The sequence below is a fragment of the Aeromonas sp. QDB11 genome (assembly GCF_027705265.1).
Taxonomy (GTDB): Bacteria; Pseudomonadota; Gammaproteobacteria; order Enterobacterales; family Aeromonadaceae; genus Aeromonas; species Aeromonas allosaccharophila.
This window is the reverse complement of sequence record NZ_JAPDBM010000019.1, coordinates 1-20,349: the sequence shown is the minus strand read 5'-3', so window position 1 is coordinate 20,349 and position 20,349 is coordinate 1. Positions and strand designations below refer to the sequence as shown.

Genomic DNA, 20,349 nt, shown 5'->3' with positions numbered 1-20,349 from the left:
GTTGCCTTATGTCTCGCTATCTTACCCAACTGGATGATGAGCTTTGCTGGTTTCCCGACCCCAGCCATGCGCTGGAAGAGCCCAACGGCTTGCTGGCGATCGGCGGGGATCTCTCCCCTGCCAGATTGCTGGCAGCTTACCACAAGGGGATCTTCCCGTGGAATGAACCCCACCAGCCGACCCTGTGGTGGTCACCGGATCCCCGCGGAGTGATCCGCCCAGACCTACTCCATGTGGGGCGGACACTCCAGAAGATTATCCGCCGTACCCCATTCGATATTTCCGTCAATCGCGCCTTTAATGAAGTCATCACCGCCTGCGCCGCCCCTCGTCGCACCGCTGATGGCACCTGGATCAGCCAACCCATGATCGAGGCCTACCAGCAACTGCACCGGCTGGGTCATGCCCACTCTATCGAGATCTGGCAGGAGGGAGAACTGCAAGCGGGACTGTATGGCCTCTCTATCGGCCGACTGTTTTGCGGTGAATCCATGTTCAGCCGCATCGATAACGGCGCCAAGCTGGCCATGGTGGCACTCTGTCGCCACTTCGTCCGCCATCGCGGCGCCCTCATCGATTGCCAGATGCAAAACCCGTTTCTGGCGACCCTGGGTATCGAGGAATGGCCAAGGGCCCGTTTTCTGGCCGAGCTGGCGCGCCTTGGCCATCAACCACTGTTGGCTTCCTGCTGGCAAGAGGGAGAGATCAGCTTATGACTGAAGAAGTGATCCTCAAGGTTGGGCTGACCCCCAAGCATCCTTGCAGCTATCTGGATCATGAGCAGGAACAGTTGCTGGTGCTGATGGATCACAATCTGCTCAATGCCAACGGCTACGAGCGATTGTTGACTGCCGGTTTTCGCCGCAGTGGCAACGACATCTATCGTCCTCACTGCCCGGCGTGCCATGCCTGCCAGTCCCTTCGTATTCACAGCGAGCACTTTCGTCCCAGCCGTGGCCAGAAGCGGATCCGCCAGCTCAACAAAGATATCGAGATCGTCCTGAGCTACGATGACAAACCCGAGTATTACCTGCTCTACGAACGCTATATCCGTGAACGCCATCACGATGGCAGCATGTATCCCCCCAACCGCAGCCAGTATCGCGGGTTTCTCCATTGTGACTGGATGCCGCCGCTCTATCTGGAGATGCGCAAGGAGGGCCGTCTTATCGGCGTGGCCACCACAGACCTGCTGCCCCACTCCCTCAGCGCCATGTACACCTTCTTCGATCCGGACTATGCCGATCGCTCCCTGGGCACTTTTGCGATCCTCTGCCAGCTTGATCTGGCCAGGCGAACCGGACGAAGCTGGCTCTATCTCGGCTATCTGGTGGAGGCGTGCCGCAAGATGAATTACAAGCGCAATTACCTCCCCCATGAGCTGTTAATTCAGGGGGAATGGAAAAATATCGACACCAAGCCCGAGTAAACTTTACACATAGCCTTAAATCCGGCATGATCCAGCGGTTTTTTGTTGTGGCTTATCAAGAGGATTCAATGGCTAAAGAAGACAGTATTGAGATGCAGGGCACTATTCTCGAAACCCTGCCCAATACCATGTTCCGTGTGGAACTGGAGAATGGTCACGTGGTTATCGCTCATATTTCAGGCAAGATGCGCAAAAACTACATTCGTATCCTGACTGGAGACAAAGTAACGGTAGCACTGACTCCCTACGATCTCTCCAAGGGACGTATTGTTTTCCGCTCTCGCTAAGCCAGGAATTCAGCAAAAAACCCCAACCTGTCGGTTGGGGTTTTTTGTCGTTTTCTGATCACTGACGCTTAGTGGGAAACAGCTTCAACATTGACCTGAAAATCAAAGCTGAGGCTGTCATTTACCAACTCAACCTTCACTATCCCCCCGTCAACCAGTGAACCGAACAGGATCTCGTTGGCCAGGGGTTTCTTGAGGTGCTCCTGGATCACCCGACCCATCGGTCTGGCACCCATGGCTCTGTCATATCCCTTCTCTGCCAGCCAGTGGCGGGCACGCTCGGACACCTCGAGAGAGACTCCCTTCGCATCCAGTTGAACCTGCAACTCGACAATGAACTTGTCGACCACCTGATGGATCACCGTCATATCGAGATGGTTGAACCAGATGGTGTGATCAAGCCGGTTACGAAACTCCGGACTGAAGGTCTTGTTGATCACCGCCATGGCATCGTGGCTCAAATCCTGTTGCTGGAAGCCAATCGACTTGCGCTGGGTCTCCTGCACACCGGCGTTGGTGGTCATTACCAGGATCACATTACGGAAATCTGCCTTGCGCCCGTTGTTATCGGTCAGGGTACCGTTGTCCATCACCTGCAACAGCAGGTTGAACACATCCGGGTGAGCCTTCTCAATCTCGTCGAGCAACACCACCGAGTGGGGATGCTTGATCACCGCATCGGTCAGCAAACCACCCTGCTCAAACCCGACATAGCCGGGAGGCGCACCAATCAGGCGAGATACGGTATGGCGTTCCATGTACTCGGACATATCAAAGCGCAGCATCTCGACACCCAATGCTTTACCCAACTGCTGGGTCACCTCTGTTTTACCGACACCGGTAGGACCGGCAAACAGGAAGCAACCAACCGGGCGACGCTCGTTGCCAAGGCCCGAGCGTGACAGGCGGATCGCATCAGCCAGCACTTCAATGGCCTTGTCCTGACCAAAGACCACCATCTTGAGATTGCGCTCCAGGTGCTTCAGCACCTCTTTATCAGAGGAGGAGACTGATTTCTCCGGAATGCGGGCAATCTTGGCTACGATGGACTCAATCTCCTGCACATTGATCACTTTCTTGCGCTTGCTCGCTGGCAGCAACCGCTGACCGGCCCCTGCCTCGTCGATCACATCGATAGCCTTGTCGGGCAAGTGACGATCATTGATGTACTTGGCAGAGAGCTCGGCAGCCGCCCGGATCGCCTTGGCGGTGTAGCGCACCCCATGGTGAGCCTCGTAGCGGCTCTTGAGCCCCATCAGTATACGCGTGGTGTCATCGATAGTCGGCTCGACGATATCGATCTTCTGGAAGCGACGCGCCAGCGCACGGTCTTTCTCGAAGATCTGGGCGTACTCCTGATAGGTGGTGGATCCCACACAGCGGAGCAAACCATTGGAGAGCAGCGGCTTGATCAGGTTGGCCGCATCCAGCTGACCACCGGATGCCGCGCCGGCACCGATGATGGTATGGATCTCGTCGATAAAGAGGATCGCACCTTCCTGACGCTCAATCTGCTTGAGCAGTACCTTGAGGCGCTTCTCGAAATCACCACGGTATTTGGTGCCCGCCAGCAGAGAACCCATATCCAGCGAATAGATGGTGCTGCCCGCAATCACCTCTGGCACATCACCCTTGACGATGCGATAGGCCAGCCCTTCGGCAATGGCGGTTTTGCCCACGCCTGCTTCACCCACCAGCAGCGGGTTGTTCTTGCGACGGCGGCAGAGCACCTGAATGGTACGGTTGAGCTCCTGATCACGGCCAATCAGTGGATCGATGCGCCCCTCCAGCACCAGTTGGTTCAGGTTGGTGGCAAAGCTCTCGATCTGGGCGGCCGAGACATCATCATCAGACTCGGGATTGTTATTGCTGCCGAGATCCGGCTTGTTATCCTTGCGCACCCCGTGGGAGAGGAAATTGACGACGTCGAGACGGCTGATCTCGGCTTTTTTCAGGAAATAGGCAGCTTGTGACTCCTGCTCACTGAAGATAGCGACCAGCACGTTGGCGCCGCTGACTTCGGTATTGCCGGAGGATTGCACATGGAAGACGGCACGCTGCAACACGCGCTGGAAGCCCAGTGTCGGCTGGGTTTCACGATCTTCATCATCGCGCGGAATGAGCGGGGTAGTTTGGGTGATAAATGCGCGGATCTCCTTGCGCATCTGCTCGACATCGGCACCACAGGAGCTCAGCGCCTCATGGGCTGAACTGTTATCCAGAAGGGCTAACAACAGGTGCTCGACAGTCATGAATTCGTGGCGCTCGTCACGGGCCAGTTTGAACGCCTCGTTCAGCGTCTTTTCTAGATCTTTATTCAACATAGGCACCTCCCCTAGTACAGCTACAATGTGGTGTCACACTCGCCATCAAGTCATCAGATTCAAGCCTTTTCCATAGTACAGAGCAGTGGATGTTCATTGTTACGTGCATAGGTGTTGACCTGGACAACCTTGGTTTCGGCGATCTCTGCAGTAAACATGCCGCAGACACCCTTACCACTATAATGCACACTCAGCATGACCTGAGTCGCCTTGTCCAAATCCATACCAAAGAACTTTTGCAGCACCTCCACCACAAACTCCATCGGCGTATAGTCATCGTTGTTCAACACAACCTTATACATGGGTGGCGGCTGCAGCTTTGTTTTCTCTGCTTCTGCAATCTCTTCATTAGCAAAGAGTTCTTTCTGCTTGCTCATAATCGCGCTTTGGTACCTCTAGATTACTACCGTCTAACACAAGGTTGTCAATAGACTTGTTAACCAGATCACATCAGCTGTTAACAACTTCTTGACTCGCTCAAAAGTTGGACTAGATTGGTTACTTGCTAATCTGTGCCCATCTGCTATGGGCTTATGTCCCTAGTTATAAAGGGCTGGCGCAGGTTACTCAACGACTTCTGGGTAATCAATAAAAGGATGTAGAAGTATGGCAACCGGCACAGTTAAGTGGTTTAACAACGCAAAAGGATTTGGGTTTATCTGTCCGGAAGGGGGCGGTGAGGATATCTTCGCTCACTACTCCACGATTCAAATGGAGGGCTACAAGACCCTGAAAGCGGGTCAGGCCGTCAATTTTGAACTGCAACAGGGGCCGAAAGGAAATCACGCTTCTGTGATTGTGCCAAACGAAGCACAAAATATGTAAATAACACCCGTTGGATAAATAAAAAACCGGTTCCTCTTTGAGCAACCGGTTTTTTATTGTCAGATTTCTGGCGCGTCCTGCCTCCTCACTGGATCACAGGGTTATCGCCAGTCACGATCAGTCGTGATATTCACTGCAGGCGATCAGGGTATTTTCCATCAGGCTGGCTACCGTCATCGGGCCCACGCCACCGGGTACCGGGGTAATGAAGGAGGCATGGCTGCGCGCCGTCTCAAACTCCACATCGCCGACCAGTGAACCATCAGCCAGGCGATTGATGCCCACATCGATCACCAGTGCGCCCGGTTTGATCCACTCGCCCGGAATGAAGTTGGGCTTGCCGACCGCAACAACCAGCAGATCGGCACGGCGTACCTGATCTTCCAGATCCCGGGTAAAGCGGTGACAAGTCGTTGTGGTGCAGCCCGCCAACAGCAATTCGAGGGTCATGGGACGCCCCACTATGTTGGAGGCTCCCACCACGACCGCATGCAGACCATGCGTCTTCACGCCGGTGGTCTCAATCAGCGTCATGATCCCTTTCGGGGTGCAGGGGCGCAACGCCGGAATACGTTGGGCCAGACGGCCTACGTTATAGGGGTGGAAACCGTCAACATCCTTGTCAGGATGGATCCGCTCCAGCACCTGAGTGGTATCGAAGTGATCCGGCAACGGCAACTGAACCAGAATGCCATCTACGTGACTATCTGCATTCAACTGGTCGATCAGCGCCAGCAACTCTTCCTGACTGGCGGTTGCACTCAGGTCATAGGAGCGGGAGAGAAAACCCACCTCCTCACACGCCCGGCGTTTGCTGCCGACATAGACCTGAGAAGCGGGATCCGCCCCCACCAGAATGACTGCCAGCCCTGGAGCCCGTTTCCCTGCCGCCAACCGCTGTTGGACCTGCGCCGCGACCTGGCTGCGAATCGTTTGCGCAACCTGTTTTCCATCTATGATTTTGGCAGACATCGTTCTCCACTCACCATGTGTTCAACTGCCGCGCATTGTCGCATTTTTTTAGCCGGGGTGTTAGCGGCAGACGCACGCCAGACCTGTAGCGGGCAATAAGTAGGCACTTGAATTTACTGGGGGAAAAATACGTTGACGCTGGCCCGTACGCTTGGCTATGATGCCCGCCCGTTGCCCAGTACGACGCTTGTCGCTATGCTGGTCAGGGATTTTCGGTGATTAGCGCAGTCCGGTAGCGCATCTGGTTTGGGACCAGAGGGTCAAAGGTTCGAATCCTTTATCACCGACCATGTTCATCGACTCGTCGTCAAGACGTGTTGATACAGAGCGCCCTTAGCTCAGTCGGATAGAGCAACGGCCTTCTAAGCCGTGGGTCGCAGGTTCGAATCCTGCAGGGCGCGCCATTGATTCTCCCCTTCCTTTTGGATTGGCGAGCGTTGATGAAGATTTCAGTGGTGGCTGTAGCTCAGTTGGTAGAGTCCCGGATTGTGATTCCGGTTGTCGTGGGTTCGAGCCCCATCAGCCACCCCATTATTCTGTCGATGATTGCCGCAAGGCGATGTCAATCGACCTAGTGCAGAGACATTCTGACCTGCACCACGAAAACCGGCCTTGGCCGGTTTTTTTGTTTTTGCGCACGTTTGCACACGACAGCACCTTGCCTTGTCTGCAAGGCCATCCTTCAGATCGATAAACGCGGCTCCGCCCATTTGTCACGATTCGCGCCTCCCCGTCGATACACACGGCCACGCTTCCCCGCACACCAGCCTGCTCGGTTCTTTTTCTGTATTTCCCAAGCACCATTGATATGCTGAACGCTCTTCTTCTCTCCTGCTTCCCGTTGGAGCTTTTCTATGCAACGCATTCTTTTCGTCGAAGATGATCCCGAGATTGGCCAGCTCATCAGCAGTTGGCTCGGTCGCCACGATATGGAGGTGATCCTCGAGCCCCGAGGGGACATGGCGCTGGCCCGGGTCGAGGCCGAACAGCCCGATCTGGTGCTACTCGATATCATGCTGCCGGGGCAAGATGGCATGTCCCTCTGTCGGGATCTGCGGCCGCGCTTCGACGGCCCCATCGTGATGCTCACCTCGCTGGACAGCGACATGAACCAGATCCTGAGTCTGGAGCTGGGCGCCAACGACTACATCCTCAAAACGACGCCGCCGCCGGTGCTGCTGGCCCGGTTGCGGGTGCAGTTTCGCCAGCACCAGCAAGCATCAACCCAACCCGTCGCCACCAGCAGTGTTCCCCAGCAGCTGCAATTTGGTCGGCTGCGGGTCGATGGCCCGGGGCGAGATGTGCGGCTCGATGGCGAGAGCATTGCCCTCTCGACCGCTGATTTTGATCTGCTGTGGGAGCTTGCCTGCCACGCGGGCCAAATCTTGAGTCGGGAAGCCCTCTTTCGCAGTCTGCGCGGCCGGGAGTATGACGGTCAGGATCGCAGCATGGATGTGGCCATCTCCCGCCTGCGCCGAAAACTGGGTGATAACCCCGACAACCCGACCCGGATCAAGACGGTGCGCCAGAAAGGCTACCTGTTTGTCCCCCACGCCTGGGAATAACCCTCTTTCGGGAGCACCGCCATGCGCCGTCTCTTTATCCAGTTCTATCTGTTGCTGATCGGCTGCTTCACCCTCGCCATTCTGCTGGTTGGCGTGGTCTATCAGGTGACCGCCGAGCGGGCGGGCGATCGCTATCTCGAACGCATGATGCAAGGCTCCCTTGGCCTGTTGACCGGCGAGTTGGCAAGAACCCCGCCCGAGCGCTGGCCAGATCGACTGGCCGAGCAGAGCAGTCAATTTACCCTCCCCCTCAAGATCGGCGAGCTGACACGCCAGCCGCTGGCCAGCGAGGATCAGGCGTTTCTGGCCGCCGGCAACATCGTCATCGTCGAGGAGGATGACACCTTCCTGCAGCGCATTCCCGATACCGACCGGGTACTGATTGTCGGCCCCGTCCCCTACCTCTCCTACCTGCATGAGCTGCACTGGGTCGATGTGGGACTGCTGCTGGTGATCGGCCTCTCTCTCGGCCTGCCGATCCTGCTGTGGCTACGCCCCCACTGGCGCGGCTTGCAGCAGTTGGAGCAGACCGCACGTCGCGTGGGCGATGGGGATCTCTCCTGCCGAACCAATCTGCCACCGGGCAGTAGTCTGGCCCGGGTGGGACGCACCTTCGATCAAATGGCGAGCCAGTTGCAGGCCATGATTGCCAGCCGCAAGCAGCTGACCGATGCCATTGCCCACGAGTTGCGCACCCCGTTAGTCCGGTTGCGCTATCGGCTTGCCATGCTGGAGCCAGCCCCTGCCGAGCAGGAGCAGTTGGCGCTGGAGCGGGATCTGGGAGCGCTGGACGCCCTGATCGAAGAGATGCTCACTTACGCCAGGCTGGATAGACCCGAGCTGCCGCTGCAACGGGATGAGTTGGAGCTGGGCAGCTGGGCAGAGCATCACCTCGGCGACTGGCAAGCGCTGGCCCCCGAAAAGAAGCTCACCCTCGATCTGCCGCAACGCTACATGCCCTGGTGCGGCGATCAACGGCTATTGACGCGTGCGGTGGAGAACCTGATCGGCAACGCCCTGCGTTATGCCGAAAACCGGGTCACCCTCTCGCTTTCGCGCTTGCAGGATAACTATCTGCTGGAGGTGAGCGACGATGGGCCGGGGATCGATCCGGCGCTGGCGTCCCAGATCTTCGAGCCGTTCGTACGCCTTGATCAGAGCCGGGATCGCCGCACCGGCGGCACCGGGTTGGGACTGGCCATCGTGCGCAGCATTGCCCGTCATCACGGGGGGGATGTGACGCTGCTGACCAGTGACCACGGCGCCCGCTTCTGCCTCACCCTGCCTGTACATTTGGATACAAACCGTCACCAACCGCTCACTGAAGGACCGCCGCAACCGTCATAGGATGACGGTCATGGAGAACGCTCCATAACATCAACCCGAATAAGGAAATTGAACATGAAAAAGATCATTCCCCTGACCCTGGCAGCCGTCTTCGCCCTCACCTCCGGTTTCACCATGGCGGCCACCCCGACCAAGACTGCCACACCACAGGCGACCCAGACCAAGGTGGTGAAAAAACACCATAAAACCACCCACGCCAAGACCCCTGCCGTCAAAGTCGCGCCGAAAACCAAGTGATCCAACCGGTCACTGGATAGCACAGAGGGAGGCTGACGCCTCCCTTTCTATATCTTCCCGAAATTTTCACGACGAGCGCCTCCCTCGTCCAAACCGGATCCACGACCCGGCCCCCCTTTGTGGGAAACGGTCTATGACCACAGGAACATGGCATGTGGCGTCATCTGCTTAAATGGCTCGGCCCCTTGTGCAGCTTGCTGCTGCTCGGCACCGCACTGACCGTGCTGTATCACCTGACTCAGGCATGGCACTGGCACGACATTCGTATGGCCATCTGGTCCCAACCCCTGCCGCGACTGGCGGGCGCCCTGTTGCTGACTCTGCTCAGTTATGGTTGCCTCTGCAGCTATGACATGCTGGCACTCCATGCGCTGCGCAAGCGCCTTCCCTGGCAACAGGTCAGTATCACCTCCTTTATCGCCTACACCTTCTCCAACACCCTGGGATTTGCCCTGCTGACCGGCACCTCGGTACGCTATCGCCTCTACTCCGCACTGGGGCTCGCCACCGGAGAAGTGGCCCGCGTGGTGCTGTTCTGCTCCATCACCTTTTTCCTCGGCCTGTTGGCGTGGGGAGGTGGCGCCCTACTGACCTGCGATGTGTCACAGCTGCTGCCTGACTGGCCGCAGTGGGCAGATACCCTGCTCAGGCTGGCGGGCGTGATGGCACTGCTGTTGGTAGCCAGCTACCTCTGCTGGCCCACACCCCGTCTCTTCTGGCGAAAACATAGCCTGACCCTGCCGGGCTTTCGGGTGCGCCTGTTGCAACTGCTGGTCGCGCTGGCCGACTGGATAGCCGCCGCCGCCGTGCTGTTTGTGCTGCTGCCCGCTGATAGCGTTCCCTACCCCGTGCTACTCAGTGCCTTCGTGCTGGCCAGCTTCCTCGGGGTGCTGGCCCACGTGCCGGGCGGGATCGGAATATTCGAAGCGAGCATGAGCCTGCTGCTGGCTAACTATCTGCCAACCGACAAGCTGCTCGCCTCACTGCTGCTCTACCGCTGCATCTATTACCTGCTTCCCTTTCTCTGTGCCCTGCTGCTCTTTGCGAGTCAGGAGATGCTGCGCTGGCAGCGGCTACAGGGGCTGATGAGCGCAGTGCGCGAATTTCTACCCGCCCTTATCAGCATGGGCACCTTCGCCGCCGGCAGCCTGCTGCTCTGCTCGGGGATGATCCCGACCATGCGCAGTCGCATCGAAGTGTGGTTGCAGGTGCTGCCGCTCCATCTGCTGGAGCTCTCCCACGTGCTCGGCAGCGTGAGCGGTATTCTCCTGATCCTGCTGGCGCGCAGCCTCTATCGCCGTCACGACGCCGCATTTCGCATCACTCAGCTACTGCTGGCACTGGGGATCGCCTTCTCCCTGCTCAAGGGCGGCGACTGGGAGTCTGCCCTGCTGCTCGGCAGCTTCCTGCTCATCATGACCCCCTGTCGCCCGCTCTTCTATCGCAAGGGGTCGCTGCTCTATCCCCAATACACCCCGGGCTGGCTCATCTCGGTCGGCGCCGTGCTGCTGGGGGCGCTGTGGTTGCTGCTCTTCTCCTATCGTCAGGTGGAGTATGACCACGCCCTCTGGTTCCACTTCTCACCCCACGGCGGGGCGGCCCGCGGCCTGCGCGCCATGGGGAGCGTGGTAGCCGTGCTGGCCGTAGCCGGGGTTACCCAGCTGCTTGCGCCGCTGCGCGTGGTCGGTGAAAAGCCGGACAAAGAGACGCTGGCGCGCGCCCACGAGCTGGTACTGCGCGAAGGGGGGATCCACGGCTATCTGGCCCAGTTGCAGGACAAGTCCCTGCTGTTCCATCCCGCCGGCGACGCCTTCCTGATGTATGGCATCGAGGGCAACAGCTGGATTGTGATGGGGGATCCCGTCGGCCGCCCCGAGCAGATCGAAGAGCTGCTCTGGCAATTTCGCGAGCGGTGCGACGAGCACGACGCCAATCCGGTCTTTTATCAGGTCTCGGCCCGCTATCTTCCGTTCTATTTGGAGCTGGGGCTGATCCCCTTCAAGCTCGGTGAAGAGGCGATGGTCGATCTGGCTACCTTCGATCTGGCGGGCAGCCGGCTGCGCAACCTGCGCCAGAGCCACGCCAAGGGCAAACGGGAAGGATTGACCTTCGAGGTGGTCGAGGCAAGTACCGTGGCCCCCCTGCTGCCCAGGTTGCAGACCGTCTCCGATAGCTGGCTGCAGAGCAAGATGGGCAAGGAGAAGGGCTTCTCGGTCGGCCGTTTCGAGCCTGACTACCTGACCTTGAGCCCGGCTGCGCTGGTGTGGCAGGAGGGGCAAATCGTCGGCTTTGCCAACCTCTGGGTGAGCGACAACAAGGAGACGCTCTCCATCGATTTGATGCGCTACAGCCTGGATACCTGCACCGCCCCCATCATGGATTTTCTCTTTGTCGAGCTGCTGCTGTGGGGCAAGGCGCAGGGGTACGCCAGTTTCAATCTGGGGATGGCCCCCATGTCCGGCTTCAACGATCACCCGCTCAACGGCTACTGGGCCCGCCTTGGCAATACCCTGTTCGTCCGTGGCAGCCGCTTTTACAACTTCCAGGGGCTCAGACGCTACAAGGAGAAATTTTCGCCCCGCTGGGAACCCCGCTACCTGCTCTGCAGCAGCAAGCTGGTACTGCCCAGAACCCTGACTCACCTGATCACCCTGATTAGCCGCGGCCCGCTGGGGCTGATCAAGAAATAGGAGCATGGCCAATGAGAGCCTTGATATTGCTGTTACTCAGTCTCGTACTGCCCGTTTCATCTTTTGCGGCGCACGCCGCCCCGGTCAAGGATGACCTGAGCCTGATTGAGCTGCCGGTCAAGCAGCCATCGGACGCCCCCATGGTGATCTTTCTCAGCGGCGATGGCGGCTGGGCAGCCCTCGACAAGGGGTTGAGCGCCCAGTTTCAGCTGCACGGCATGCCGGTCGTGGGCTGGAGCTCCCTCACCTACTACTGGAAGAAGAAAACCCCGGAGCAGGTGACCGCCGATCTGGAACGGATCCTCGATGATTATCAGGCGCGCTGGCATCGCCCCCGCTGGCTGCTGGTCGGTTTCTCGTTTGGTGCCGAGATTGTCCCCTTCGTCATCAACCGGTTGCCGGAGCACTATCGTCAGGAATTGGTCGGGGCCGTGATGCTCTCCCCCTCCACCAGCTCGGACTTCGAGATCCACGTCAGCGACATGCTGACCCACAAGGCACGCAGCTACCCGACCGAACCGCAAGTGAAGACCATCCGCGACCTGCCGATGCTCTGCCTGCAAGGTGCCGATGATGACGACGGCGACCGTCTCTGCCCCCTCCTCAACCAACCCAACGTCACGACCGTCACCCTGCCGGGAGGACATCATTTTGACGATAACTACATCCACCTCTACGACACCATCACCAACCAGCTGAACCTGCTACCGGATCCACGGCCTGTGGAGCGTTAACCGGTATCACCATGGAATGCCTTATAAACACCAATCAAGACAAATCAGCGAGTAATTAAAAGGGCCTCTCTTGCGAGAGGCCATTTTACTAAATTCGGCGGAAAGTTTGACAGGAACAAGCTTGGGTACGGCGTCAAGGTCACTGCAACTTTTCACTGCGATTGCCAAAGCGGCTCAGCCAGATGCGCTATCAAGAATGAAGATTTGCATTCTTATGCCAGCAACCACGCTGGGATTGCGCCATAAAACAAAAAGCCCTGACGTTTCCATCAGGGCTTTGCAATTTGGCGGTGAGGGAGGGATTCGAACCCTCGATACGTTGCCGTATACACACTTTCCAGGCGTGCTCCTTCAGCCACTCGGACACCTCACCAAATTTTTGCTCACTGCTTTGTGTGCTTGAGCTGCACATTCGCTTGCGGGCCATGCCGCGGCGACGGGGCGTAATGTAAGGGATACGATGGCTTTTGGTCAATGCAATTTTTTACTTTTTGCGTTCGCTTGCTCAATTACCGAACCAAGTGACCAAAAATATGCCGTTTCGTATCCCTTTCAATCAATTTACCGCCGCTTCGTGCAAATGTTCACCTTTGAGCGCTTCTTCCAGCGAACCGTAAAACTCCAGCTTGCCGGGCTGTGGTCGCACCTTGGCACGGGCCAGGGTCTTGAGCGGCTGGAACTGCAGTTCGGCCACTCGCAACTCGACACCGGCTTTGGCCATCAGCTTGCCAAACTGAAGGAAGGCTGACAGGCCGCCCGCATCGAGGATGGAGACCGCCTCCATCTGCAATACCAGCACCTTGTGCCCTTTGACTTGTGCTTCCAGCTCGGCAAAGACCCGTTCGGCCGCGGCGAAGAAAAGCGGGCCGTTGATCTTGTAGAGCAGGCCGTTGTTCGGTACCTCATGGGCATAGCGCTTGTGCTCGGCCAAATCGTGCAGTTTGGTCATCTTGGCGATTTCACGCATAAAGAGCAGGGACGCCAGGATCACCCCGAAGGTGATGGCAATGACCATGTCGAAGATGACGGTGAGCGACAAGCAGACCAGCAGCACCAGCACATCGGATTTTGGGGCGCGGCGGATCAGCTCCACCACCTTGTGCGCTTCACTCATGTTCCAGGCCACGATCAGCAACAACGCAGCCATGGCCGAAAGCGGCAACCAGGAGAGCCAGGGGGCCAGCACCAGAATGGCGGCCAGCACCACCAGCGCATGGACGACCCCCGAGATGGGTGACGTTGCCCCGGCACGCACGTTGGCGGCAGAGCGGGCGATGGCGGCGGTGGCAGTAATGCCGCCAAAGAAGGGGGCGAAGATGTTGCCAAGCCCCTGCCCCACCAGCTCGGCGTTGGAGCTGTGTTTGCGACCGGTCATGCCATCGAGCACCACGGCGCAGAGCAGCGATTCGATCGCCCCCAGCATCGCCATGGAGAAAGCGGCAGGCAGCAACCGCTCAAGGGCGGCCAGATCCCACGCCACCGGGGCGCCATCCGGCCCGGGCAAGGCCCATGGCATCACCAGGGTCGGCGCGATGGGGGGGATCCCCATCCCCTGGCTGCCATCGGCCAGGGTATAGCTGAACTTGCTGCCGATGGTGGCCACATCCACCCCAAAGTAATGGAGGCCAAAACCCAGGCCCACCCCGACCAGCACGGCGGGCAGGTGGCCGGGCACTGGCAGACGCAGCCGCGGCCAGAGCAGCAGCACGGCCAGCGTTGCGACCCCCACCAGGGTATCGCCCCACTGCCAGCTTGGCAGGGCGGCGGCCAGCGCCTCGACCTTGCCCAGATAGGTTTCCGGCATCTCGGGCACGCTCAGACCAAAGAAGTCCTTGATCTGCAAGGTGGCGATCACGATGGCAATACCACCGGTAAAGCCCAGCGTCACTGACGGCGGAATGTACTCGATGAGGCGGCCAAGACGGGCCATCCCCATCGCCACCAGAAAGAGGCCGGAGATAAGGGTCGCCATCAACAGGCCACCGACCCCGAACTGCTGGGCGACCGGATAGAGGATCACCACAAAAGCAGCGGTCGGGCCGGAGATGGAGTAACGGGAGCCACCGGTCACGGCGATCACGATACCGGCGATGATGGCGGTATAGAGACCGTGTTGCGGCGGCACACCGCTGGCGATGGCCAGCGCCATGGCGAGCGGGATGGCGATGATGCCCACCGTCACACCGGCGATAAGATCACGGCCGAAGCGGGCCATGCTGTAGGGTTCATCAATACAGGACTGGCGTAAGGCGATGGCGAGCTTCACGCTATTTAAAGAGGCTTGCTTGTGCATGTATATCGTAATACCAGAAGAGGGAGATAAAGGCCGGAGAGATCCGGCGCCCGATCATCATCAAGGGCCGGCAGGGCTGTCGACGCGGCGATGGTATCCTGCGCAACCTTACTCCAGACTGGCCATTTTTTCGATGGGCAGGATCAATGAAAAGCATTCTGACCCCTTATTTGGCCTATTTGCCGCCAAATCGCCGATCTTGACTCCTGCTCTCCCTCTTTTAGCCGCAAAGATTACCATTTGAGCCTCAATTAATTGTCAGCACGTTCGCGACATCATGCTGGCATCATCAGGTTGATGCGAACCGAACAAATCCACCCTGCACCGGTTGGCCAAGGTGATGGCAAGGGACTGATTGTGCTGAAAATAAACCGCAAAGCGCAACTTTTGGGCAAACAGTCCGAAAATCCGGTTTTCAGGGAGTTCGCGGGTTGACACCCGCCTCCCTGGTCATTAATATTCGCCCCGTCTTAACGAGACAGGCAATTCCTCCTTAGTTCAGTCGGTAGAACGGCGGACTGTTAATCCGTATGTCACTGGTTCAAGTCCAGTAGGAGGAGCCAATTCCCTCGTAGTTCAGTCGGTAGAACGGCGGACTGTTAATCCGTATGTCACAGGTTCAAGTCCTGTCGAGGGAGCCAAATACTGTTCCGAGAAGGAACGAGAAAGACCAGAAACCCGCATTCCGAAAGGCTTGCGGGTTTTTTGTTGTCCGAAATAGTTCGGCGAAGTTCGCCAAGGACCGGGGTCATTGGTACCATGAATAGTACCAGCGAACACCAACGCCAATTTTCATTGGCGCTTCTCGTTGTATTAGTGTCATTGTTGATGCTGGTACCACCAGCACAACTCGTGGTACCAAAACAAGGCAAACATAGTCAACGCTGGTACCACGTCAGTCATCATCAAGGAGGATAATGAGATGGCTAAAGATCTGCTGAGCGACAGCAAAATCAAGGCGGCAAAGCCCAAAGAAAAGGACTACACCCTGTCAGATGGTGAAGGGCTACAATTGCGAGTCTCTGTGCAAGGTACCAAACTTTGGGTGTTCAAGTACTATCGGCCCGCAGATAAAACTCGGACCAATATGAGCTTCGGCTCTTATCCCGAAGTCCCCCTCGCCAAGGCTCGAGAATTAAGGCAAGGCGCTCGCAGCCTTCTAGCTCAAGGCATCGATCCGAAAGCTCACCGAGATGAACAAGCTCAGGCTGCGGCTGACCAACAGGCAGCAAACTCAGCAACCTTTGTAGTGGTCAACTAAATCCGGACACTTGGTTAGGCCGAACCTCGGCTTTTGCTGGCGGTATCCCGTCATTGTGTTGATGTGGACGCCGCCAGTTGTAGTAAACCATCAGGTAATAACTGATATCCCGCTTTGCTTCCCGCAGACCCATGTACCCCGTTGCCGGGAGCCACTCTGACTTCAGGCTTCTGAACAATCGCTCCATCGGTGCGTTATCCCAGCAATTACCACGCCGACTCATGCTCTGGGTCATGCGATAGCGCCACAGTCGTTGCCGAAATGCCCGACTGCCGTATTGGCTACCTTGGTCAGAGTGAAACAGCACACCGGATGGGCAACCTCGCAGCTGATAGGCCATCTCCAGTGCTTTTATTGCCAATTCTGCATCTGGTTTGTCAGACATCGCCCAGCCCACGACCCGCCGGGTATGCAGGTCGAGCACTGCGGCCAGGTAATGCCAGTGACCACCGGCCCAGACGTAAGTGATATCGCCACACCACACCTGATTGGGTTGCTGGACATCAAATTCGCGGGCCAGCAGATTGGGAATATCCGGTCGTTCAGACTGTGCCACCTTATAACGGTGTGCGCCCAGCGGCCTGGATGCCAGCCCGGCTTCCTTCATCAGGTTACGTACTTTGAATCGACCAATCTGATACCCCAACTCCCGCATCATCGACATCAAGGTGCGGCTGCCTGCCGAGCCTCGGCTCTCTTTGAACAACCGGCGCAACTCGCTGCGTTGCTGTATCCGCTCACGGTTAATCGTCCGCTTGCGAGCCAGATAGTCGTAAAAACAGGATGTTGGAACATCGAAAGCGCAGCAGACCAGGGTAATGGGGGCTTGCTCTCTTAATTGGTCTATCAGCGCGTACGTGTGAACTCGTCCGTCATCAAGAGAGCCGTAGCCTTCCTAAGAAACACCCTCGATTGCCTGTAGGGTGAAACCAAACTCGGCGGCCCGACGGTGCAATCCCTTGACCACCCGATCGCGGTACTGCTGCTCGTAGTGATCGGCACCGGGATCCTGATATTCCATACCAAAACGCATGGCGTTGTAGAACAAGACCGCAATCTTGCGGGCCGTGGCGGTAACCGCCTTCGCTTTGCCGATGCGCGCAGACAACCGTCGGTAGAATGCCCCCAGCGCTGTATTTGTTCTGCCGATGGTCACCGCTGCCAGTCGTAGGTGGGCGGTCACTCGATTCTTGGTCTTGCGAGTATGAGCTGACAACACCTTGCCACCACTGATCCGGCAGCCCGGAGCCAGTGTCAGCCATGAGGTGAAGTGTTGGGCTGTTCGCCAGCGACTCAGATCCGTTCCACACTCGGCCACCAAACGCAGTGCCAGGTAAGGGCCAATGCCATGGATCTGGGTCAGATCGATACCGACCAGTTGATAGAGCAAGGTGCGCACATCAAAGTTGAGTGAGTTCGGCTGCCGGGTACGGTGGCGAGGCTTGGGTAGCGCTTCGCTGGGACGGGGCTTGCCACGAGAGAGTTGTTGCAAGCTTTGGGCAATCTGTTCATCACAGAGAGAAATCTGGGCCTGGTAGGCGTCATACATGGCCAGTGCCTGACTCAAGGCAAACACATGCTCGGGCTGGTAATTGCCAACCAGCGCACGCTGGATAGTTTCGACGCTCGACTGACAGCGCTGGTCGCGCATGGCGGCGAGCATTGTGGCATTTCGCTCTCCTGCGACAATGGAACGGATGATCCGCATACCGGTGGCGCCAGTGATGTCACTCACCACATGCTGCAATTGCAGGTTCATGTGAGTTAGCGCCTTCTGCATGTGCTGGATATGGGCCGCAGCGTAATCGAGGTGACGTTCACGTAGCCGCAGATAACTGCGCAGCGCGGCGATCTCCCGTTCAGGATGGAAGCTGGCGCGCAGTAGACCGCAAGCATGCAGGCGCTGGATCCATTGCGCATCGTTGACGTCGGTTTTGCGTCCAGGTACGGCCCGGGCATCCCTGGCGTTAGCCAAGATGACCTGTAAGCCATGGGTCTCCAGGATCTCGTACACTGGTATCCAGTACACGCCCGTTGACTCCATTGCCACGGTGGTGATCCCAAGCTCGACCAACCAAGCAGCCATGCGCTCCAGGTCTGCCGTGAAAGCCTGAAAGGTTTGCACTGGTTCTTCGGCGAGTGCAGTGGGCACCGCAACCACATGGAACCGCGAACCGATATCGATGCCCGCGGCGCGGGCATGGATGATCGGCAAACCGTGTTCTGTATTGTGCTTTTTCATGAATACCCCTCCATCACAAATAGTGCCGGACGGGGACTCGGATTCGATCACATTCCTAAACGGGGTCACCAAGGTGCCACCACTCACGGGTCCGCAGCTTCCCCTGGGTCAGGTTTTTTGACGGGGACTCAGCCTCCAAAAAGCAAACGACCACTGTCCGGTGAGATCAGTGTAGTGGACGTGTTTCTAATTCCATGGGCCACGGAGTGCCGGGGAGGCGGTTTTTTAGAATGTCCTTTTCGCGCTCGAGCCGATGGATGCGGGCTTCCAGCTCCTGGATTTTCTGCTGCTCCGGGGTCAGCGCTTTGCTGATAGGCGTGGTGCCGGTTCGTTCGGATTGCAGTTGCTGAACCCAGCGGCGAAGTATGGTTTCACCGACATCCAGTGAACGGCTGGCTTCGGGGACAGAATATCCCTGGTCGAGCACCAGGGATGCGGCTTCGAGTTTGAATTCGGCAGTAAATGAGCGACGTAATCTTGTCATTGAACACCTCAGGTCATGGTGGCGACTCTACCACCTAAAATGGTGTCTGAATCGCCCCCAGTTCCCTAGACACCTCACAGCCTTAAAATGAGGCAACTATTGGAGGTGTTATGACCCGTCAGCGTTATCCAGAAACATTCAAAATCGAAGCCGTTAAACAAATCACCGAGCGCGGACGGCCGGTGGCTGACGTTGCACGAGCCCTTGGGGTATCCAGCCACAGTCTGTATGCCTGGCTCAGGCAGTACGGCAAGCCTGCTGACCAGCAGCTCGAAGAGTCTGCCTTGCAAGCCGAGATCCGCCGCCTGAAAGCCGAACTGCGCCAGGTCACCGAGGAGCGCAATATCCTAAAGGAGGCCGCTGTAGATTCAACCTGTCAACGCAACACCCTTTTCAATAACTTCTTTAGGTGTTTTAAATTTCAGGGTCTTCCTCGGCCTGCTGTTTAGTTGGGCTGCAACCTTATCCAGCTCCTGCTGGGAATATTGGGCAAGACATGTCTTTTTGGGGAAGTATTGTCGGATCAGCCCATTGGTGTTTTCATTCGTCCCCCGTTGCCAGGGACTCTGGGGATCACAGAAGTAAACCTTCACCCCAGTGTTTGCAGTAAACTCCAGATGCTTGGCCAGTTCCATGCCGCGATCCCATGTCAGCGACTGTCTGAGCTTACGCGGCAACGTCTTAAATTTTTCTGTAATTGCTTGATTCACAGAACCAGCATCTTTTCCACTTAGCTTGAGAATGATGGTGTAGCGCGACTTTCTATCTACTAGCGTGGCAATGTGGGAGTTGTTAGTGCCGGAAACCAAGTCGCCTTCCCAGTGACCAAAAGTTCGTCGATTATTGATGTGTCTGGAGCGCTCATGGACTGAAATACCGTTCACTATATTGATGGTCCCCCTCTCTCCCTTGCGGGTATGGCGTTTCCCATGACGCAGGCTGTGAGAACGACGTAGATGCTTGACAAGCAGATGGTGCAGCGCACTCCGGCTACGAAAATACAACGTTTTATAGATCGTTTCGGCAGAGATCTGCATCGCTTTCTGGCGAGGCATCGTTCTTTTGAGCCACCCCGATATCTGCTCTGGAGACCATTTCAACTCGAGCTTTTCCAGCACCAGTTCTCGCAGTCGCGAATTCCGTTCGAGAAGGCATGCTTTGGGTCTTTTAGCCATACGGTTAGCGCGATTATTAGCATCAACAGCTTTGTAATAGCGTCTGCCACGGTTGCGTTGAACTTCCCGAGATATTGTTGATGGAGAGCGGTTAAGGGCCCGCGCTATATCACGGATACTCATCTTTGCAGAAAGACCGGCTCGAATCTCCTCACGTTCGGATAGCGTCAGGTGAGCTACTGCTCGGCGACGCTCGGTTGGTTTGATGCCTCCAGTGTCTCTCAACATGGTGAAAATTGTACCGGGTTTTGAATTCAGGATTTTTGCTATATCACTGAAGCCAGTACCGCGCTTCCACAGATCAAAAACAAACGCTTTTTCCTTTGCTGTAAATGTTCGTTTCATTCAACAATCCTCCGCAACTGCATGTTTTCACATGGTTGTTGCGTTGACCAATTGAATCTACAGCCGCGTACTTTGCCAGCGAGTCAAGGAAAGGTACGCGTTCATAACCTCCCGACTCGGCCGGTACAGTGTCGTTACC

17 protein-coding genes, 6 tRNA genes and 3 pseudogenes are annotated in these 20,349 nt (G+C 57.2%); 16 read left to right on the top strand and 10 right to left on the bottom strand.

Going from position 1 to position 20,349, the window contains the following annotated elements; all coding sequences use genetic code 11:
* The first annotated feature begins 8 nt into the window (after positions 1-8).
* The 3 genes from aat (at position 9) to infA (ending at position 1,716) form a co-directional block, all read left to right on the top strand.
* The gene (gene aat, locus OKC40_RS08645; RefSeq protein WP_270794820.1) at positions 9-716 is read left to right on the top strand and encodes a leucyl/phenylalanyl-tRNA--protein transferase; all 708 of its coding nucleotides are present in this window, start codon (positions 9-11) and stop codon (positions 714-716) included.
* The gene (locus OKC40_RS08640; protein WP_088869181.1) at positions 713-1,429 is read left to right on the top strand and encodes an arginyltransferase; all 717 of its coding nucleotides are present in this window, start codon (positions 713-715) and stop codon (positions 1,427-1,429) included. Before aat ends, OKC40_RS08640 begins: the two co-directional genes overlap by 4 nt.
* A gap of 68 nt (positions 1,430-1,497) precedes the next feature.
* Positions 1,498-1,716: a translation initiation factor IF-1 gene (infA, locus tag OKC40_RS08635; protein ID WP_005300033.1), complete on the top strand. Its 219-nt coding sequence runs from the start codon at positions 1,498-1,500 to the stop codon at positions 1,714-1,716.
* A gap of 68 nt (positions 1,717-1,784) precedes the next feature.
* Here the strand turns inward: infA and clpA are convergent, their stop codons facing one another.
* Together clpA and clpS are read right to left on the bottom strand one after the other, a co-directional pair.
* Entirely contained in the window at positions 1,785-4,040 is a 2,256-nt protein-coding gene (clpA, locus tag OKC40_RS08630; protein WP_042657877.1) for an ATP-dependent Clp protease ATP-binding subunit ClpA, read from the bottom strand.
* 59 nt (positions 4,041-4,099) lie between these two features.
* The gene (clpS, locus tag OKC40_RS08625; protein WP_005337111.1) at positions 4,100-4,417 is read right to left on the bottom strand and encodes an ATP-dependent Clp protease adapter ClpS; all 318 of its coding nucleotides are present in this window, start codon (positions 4,415-4,417) and stop codon (positions 4,100-4,102) included.
* Positions 4,418-4,646: 229 nt separating this feature from the next.
* Here clpS and cspD point away from each other — a divergent pair, with 229 nt between their 5' ends.
* Complete coding sequence (cspD, locus tag OKC40_RS08620) at positions 4,647-4,865, top strand: cold shock-like protein CspD (RefSeq protein WP_005300025.1); 219 nt, start codon at positions 4,647-4,649, stop codon at positions 4,863-4,865.
* A gap of 117 nt (positions 4,866-4,982) precedes the next feature.
* Here the strand turns inward: cspD and folD are convergent, their stop codons facing one another.
* Positions 4,983-5,837 carry a bifunctional methylenetetrahydrofolate dehydrogenase/methenyltetrahydrofolate cyclohydrolase FolD gene (folD, locus tag OKC40_RS08615; RefSeq protein WP_042062215.1) on the bottom strand — a complete coding sequence of 285 codons (855 nt, stop codon included), beginning with the start codon at positions 5,835-5,837 and terminating at the stop codon, positions 4,983-4,985.
* Between the two features lie 213 nt (positions 5,838-6,050).
* On the opposite strand from folD, the gene OKC40_RS08610 reads away from it, so the two are divergent.
* The 8 genes from OKC40_RS08610 (at position 6,051) to OKC40_RS08575 (ending at position 12,410) form a co-directional block, all read left to right on the top strand.
* Positions 6,051-6,127, top strand: a tRNA-Pro gene (locus tag OKC40_RS08610).
* Positions 6,128-6,164: 37 nt separating this feature from the next.
* Positions 6,165-6,241 (top strand) — tRNA-Arg (locus tag OKC40_RS08605).
* A 51-nt stretch (positions 6,242-6,292) separates the two neighbouring features.
* Positions 6,293-6,368: transfer RNA gene (locus tag OKC40_RS08600), tRNA-His, on the top strand.
* A 323-nt stretch (positions 6,369-6,691) separates the two neighbouring features.
* Complete coding sequence (gene rstA, locus OKC40_RS08595; RefSeq protein ID WP_111809657.1) at positions 6,692-7,402, top strand: two-component system response regulator RstA; 711 nt, start codon at positions 6,692-6,694, stop codon at positions 7,400-7,402.
* A gap of 21 nt (positions 7,403-7,423) precedes the next feature.
* Positions 7,424-8,749, top strand: coding sequence for a two-component system sensor histidine kinase RstB (gene rstB / locus OKC40_RS08590; RefSeq protein WP_111809658.1), 1,326 nt, complete (start codon positions 7,424-7,426; stop codon positions 8,747-8,749).
* A gap of 54 nt (positions 8,750-8,803) precedes the next feature.
* The gene (locus OKC40_RS08585) at positions 8,804-8,986 is read left to right on the top strand and encodes a hypothetical protein (protein WP_076494658.1); all 183 of its coding nucleotides are present in this window, start codon (positions 8,804-8,806) and stop codon (positions 8,984-8,986) included.
* Between the two features lie 152 nt (positions 8,987-9,138).
* Positions 9,139-11,676: a bifunctional lysylphosphatidylglycerol flippase/synthetase MprF gene (mprF, locus tag OKC40_RS08580; RefSeq protein ID WP_270794815.1), complete on the top strand. Its 2,538-nt coding sequence runs from the start codon at positions 9,139-9,141 to the stop codon at positions 11,674-11,676.
* An 11-nt stretch (positions 11,677-11,687) separates the two neighbouring features.
* Positions 11,688-12,410: an AcvB/VirJ family lysyl-phosphatidylglycerol hydrolase gene (locus OKC40_RS08575; RefSeq protein WP_270794814.1), complete on the top strand. Its 723-nt coding sequence runs from the start codon at positions 11,688-11,690 to the stop codon at positions 12,408-12,410.
* 285 nt (positions 12,411-12,695) lie between these two features.
* Here OKC40_RS08575 and OKC40_RS08570 read toward each other — a convergent pair.
* Both OKC40_RS08570 and dauA read right to left on the bottom strand, forming a co-directional pair.
* Positions 12,696-12,783 (bottom strand) — tRNA-Ser (locus tag OKC40_RS08570).
* Positions 12,784-12,966: 183 nt separating this feature from the next.
* Positions 12,967-14,703, bottom strand: a complete 1,737-nt coding sequence (dauA, locus tag OKC40_RS08565; RefSeq protein ID WP_270794812.1) for a C4-dicarboxylic acid transporter DauA — start codon at positions 14,701-14,703, stop codon at positions 12,967-12,969.
* A 487-nt stretch (positions 14,704-15,190) separates the two neighbouring features.
* On the opposite strand from dauA, the gene OKC40_RS08560 reads away from it, so the two are divergent.
* The 3 genes from OKC40_RS08560 (at position 15,191) to OKC40_RS08550 (ending at position 15,964) form a co-directional block, all read left to right on the top strand.
* Positions 15,191-15,266 (top strand) — tRNA-Asn (locus OKC40_RS08560).
* A gap of 2 nt (positions 15,267-15,268) precedes the next feature.
* Positions 15,269-15,344: transfer RNA gene (locus tag OKC40_RS08555), tRNA-Asn, on the top strand.
* 281 nt (positions 15,345-15,625) lie between these two features.
* Positions 15,626-15,964: an integrase arm-type DNA-binding domain-containing protein gene (locus OKC40_RS08550; protein ID WP_270794810.1), complete on the top strand. Its 339-nt coding sequence runs from the start codon at positions 15,626-15,628 to the stop codon at positions 15,962-15,964.
* Here the strand turns inward: OKC40_RS08550 and OKC40_RS08545 are convergent.
* The 3 genes and pseudogenes from OKC40_RS08545 to OKC40_RS08535 all read right to left on the bottom strand — a co-directional run.
* A pseudogene (locus tag OKC40_RS08545) lies at positions 15,957-16,859 on the bottom strand (IS3 family transposase); the annotation flags it as partial. The gene OKC40_RS08550 and the pseudogene OKC40_RS08545 sit on opposite strands and share 8 nt — an antisense overlap.
* Entirely contained in the window at positions 16,860-18,206 is a 1,347-nt protein-coding gene (locus OKC40_RS08540; RefSeq protein WP_270694461.1) for an IS110 family transposase, read from the bottom strand.
* A 223-nt stretch (positions 18,207-18,429) separates the two neighbouring features.
* A pseudogene (locus OKC40_RS08535) lies at positions 18,430-18,690 on the bottom strand (transposase); the annotation flags it as partial.
* A 110-nt stretch (positions 18,691-18,800) separates the two neighbouring features.
* On the opposite strand from OKC40_RS08535, the pseudogene OKC40_RS08530 reads away from it, so the two are divergent.
* Positions 18,801-19,046: pseudogene (locus OKC40_RS08530) on the top strand (transposase); the annotation flags it as partial.
* Between the two features lie 12 nt (positions 19,047-19,058).
* Here OKC40_RS08530 and OKC40_RS08525 read toward each other — a convergent pair.
* Complete coding sequence (locus tag OKC40_RS08525; protein ID WP_234606359.1) at positions 19,059-20,210, bottom strand: IS30-like element ISAhy3 family transposase; 1,152 nt, start codon at positions 20,208-20,210, stop codon at positions 19,059-19,061.
* Positions 20,167-20,349 (bottom strand): hypothetical protein (locus tag OKC40_RS08520; protein WP_270794808.1); only part of this gene is annotated, 183 nt, incomplete at its 5' end. The genes OKC40_RS08525 and OKC40_RS08520, both read right to left, overlap by 44 nt.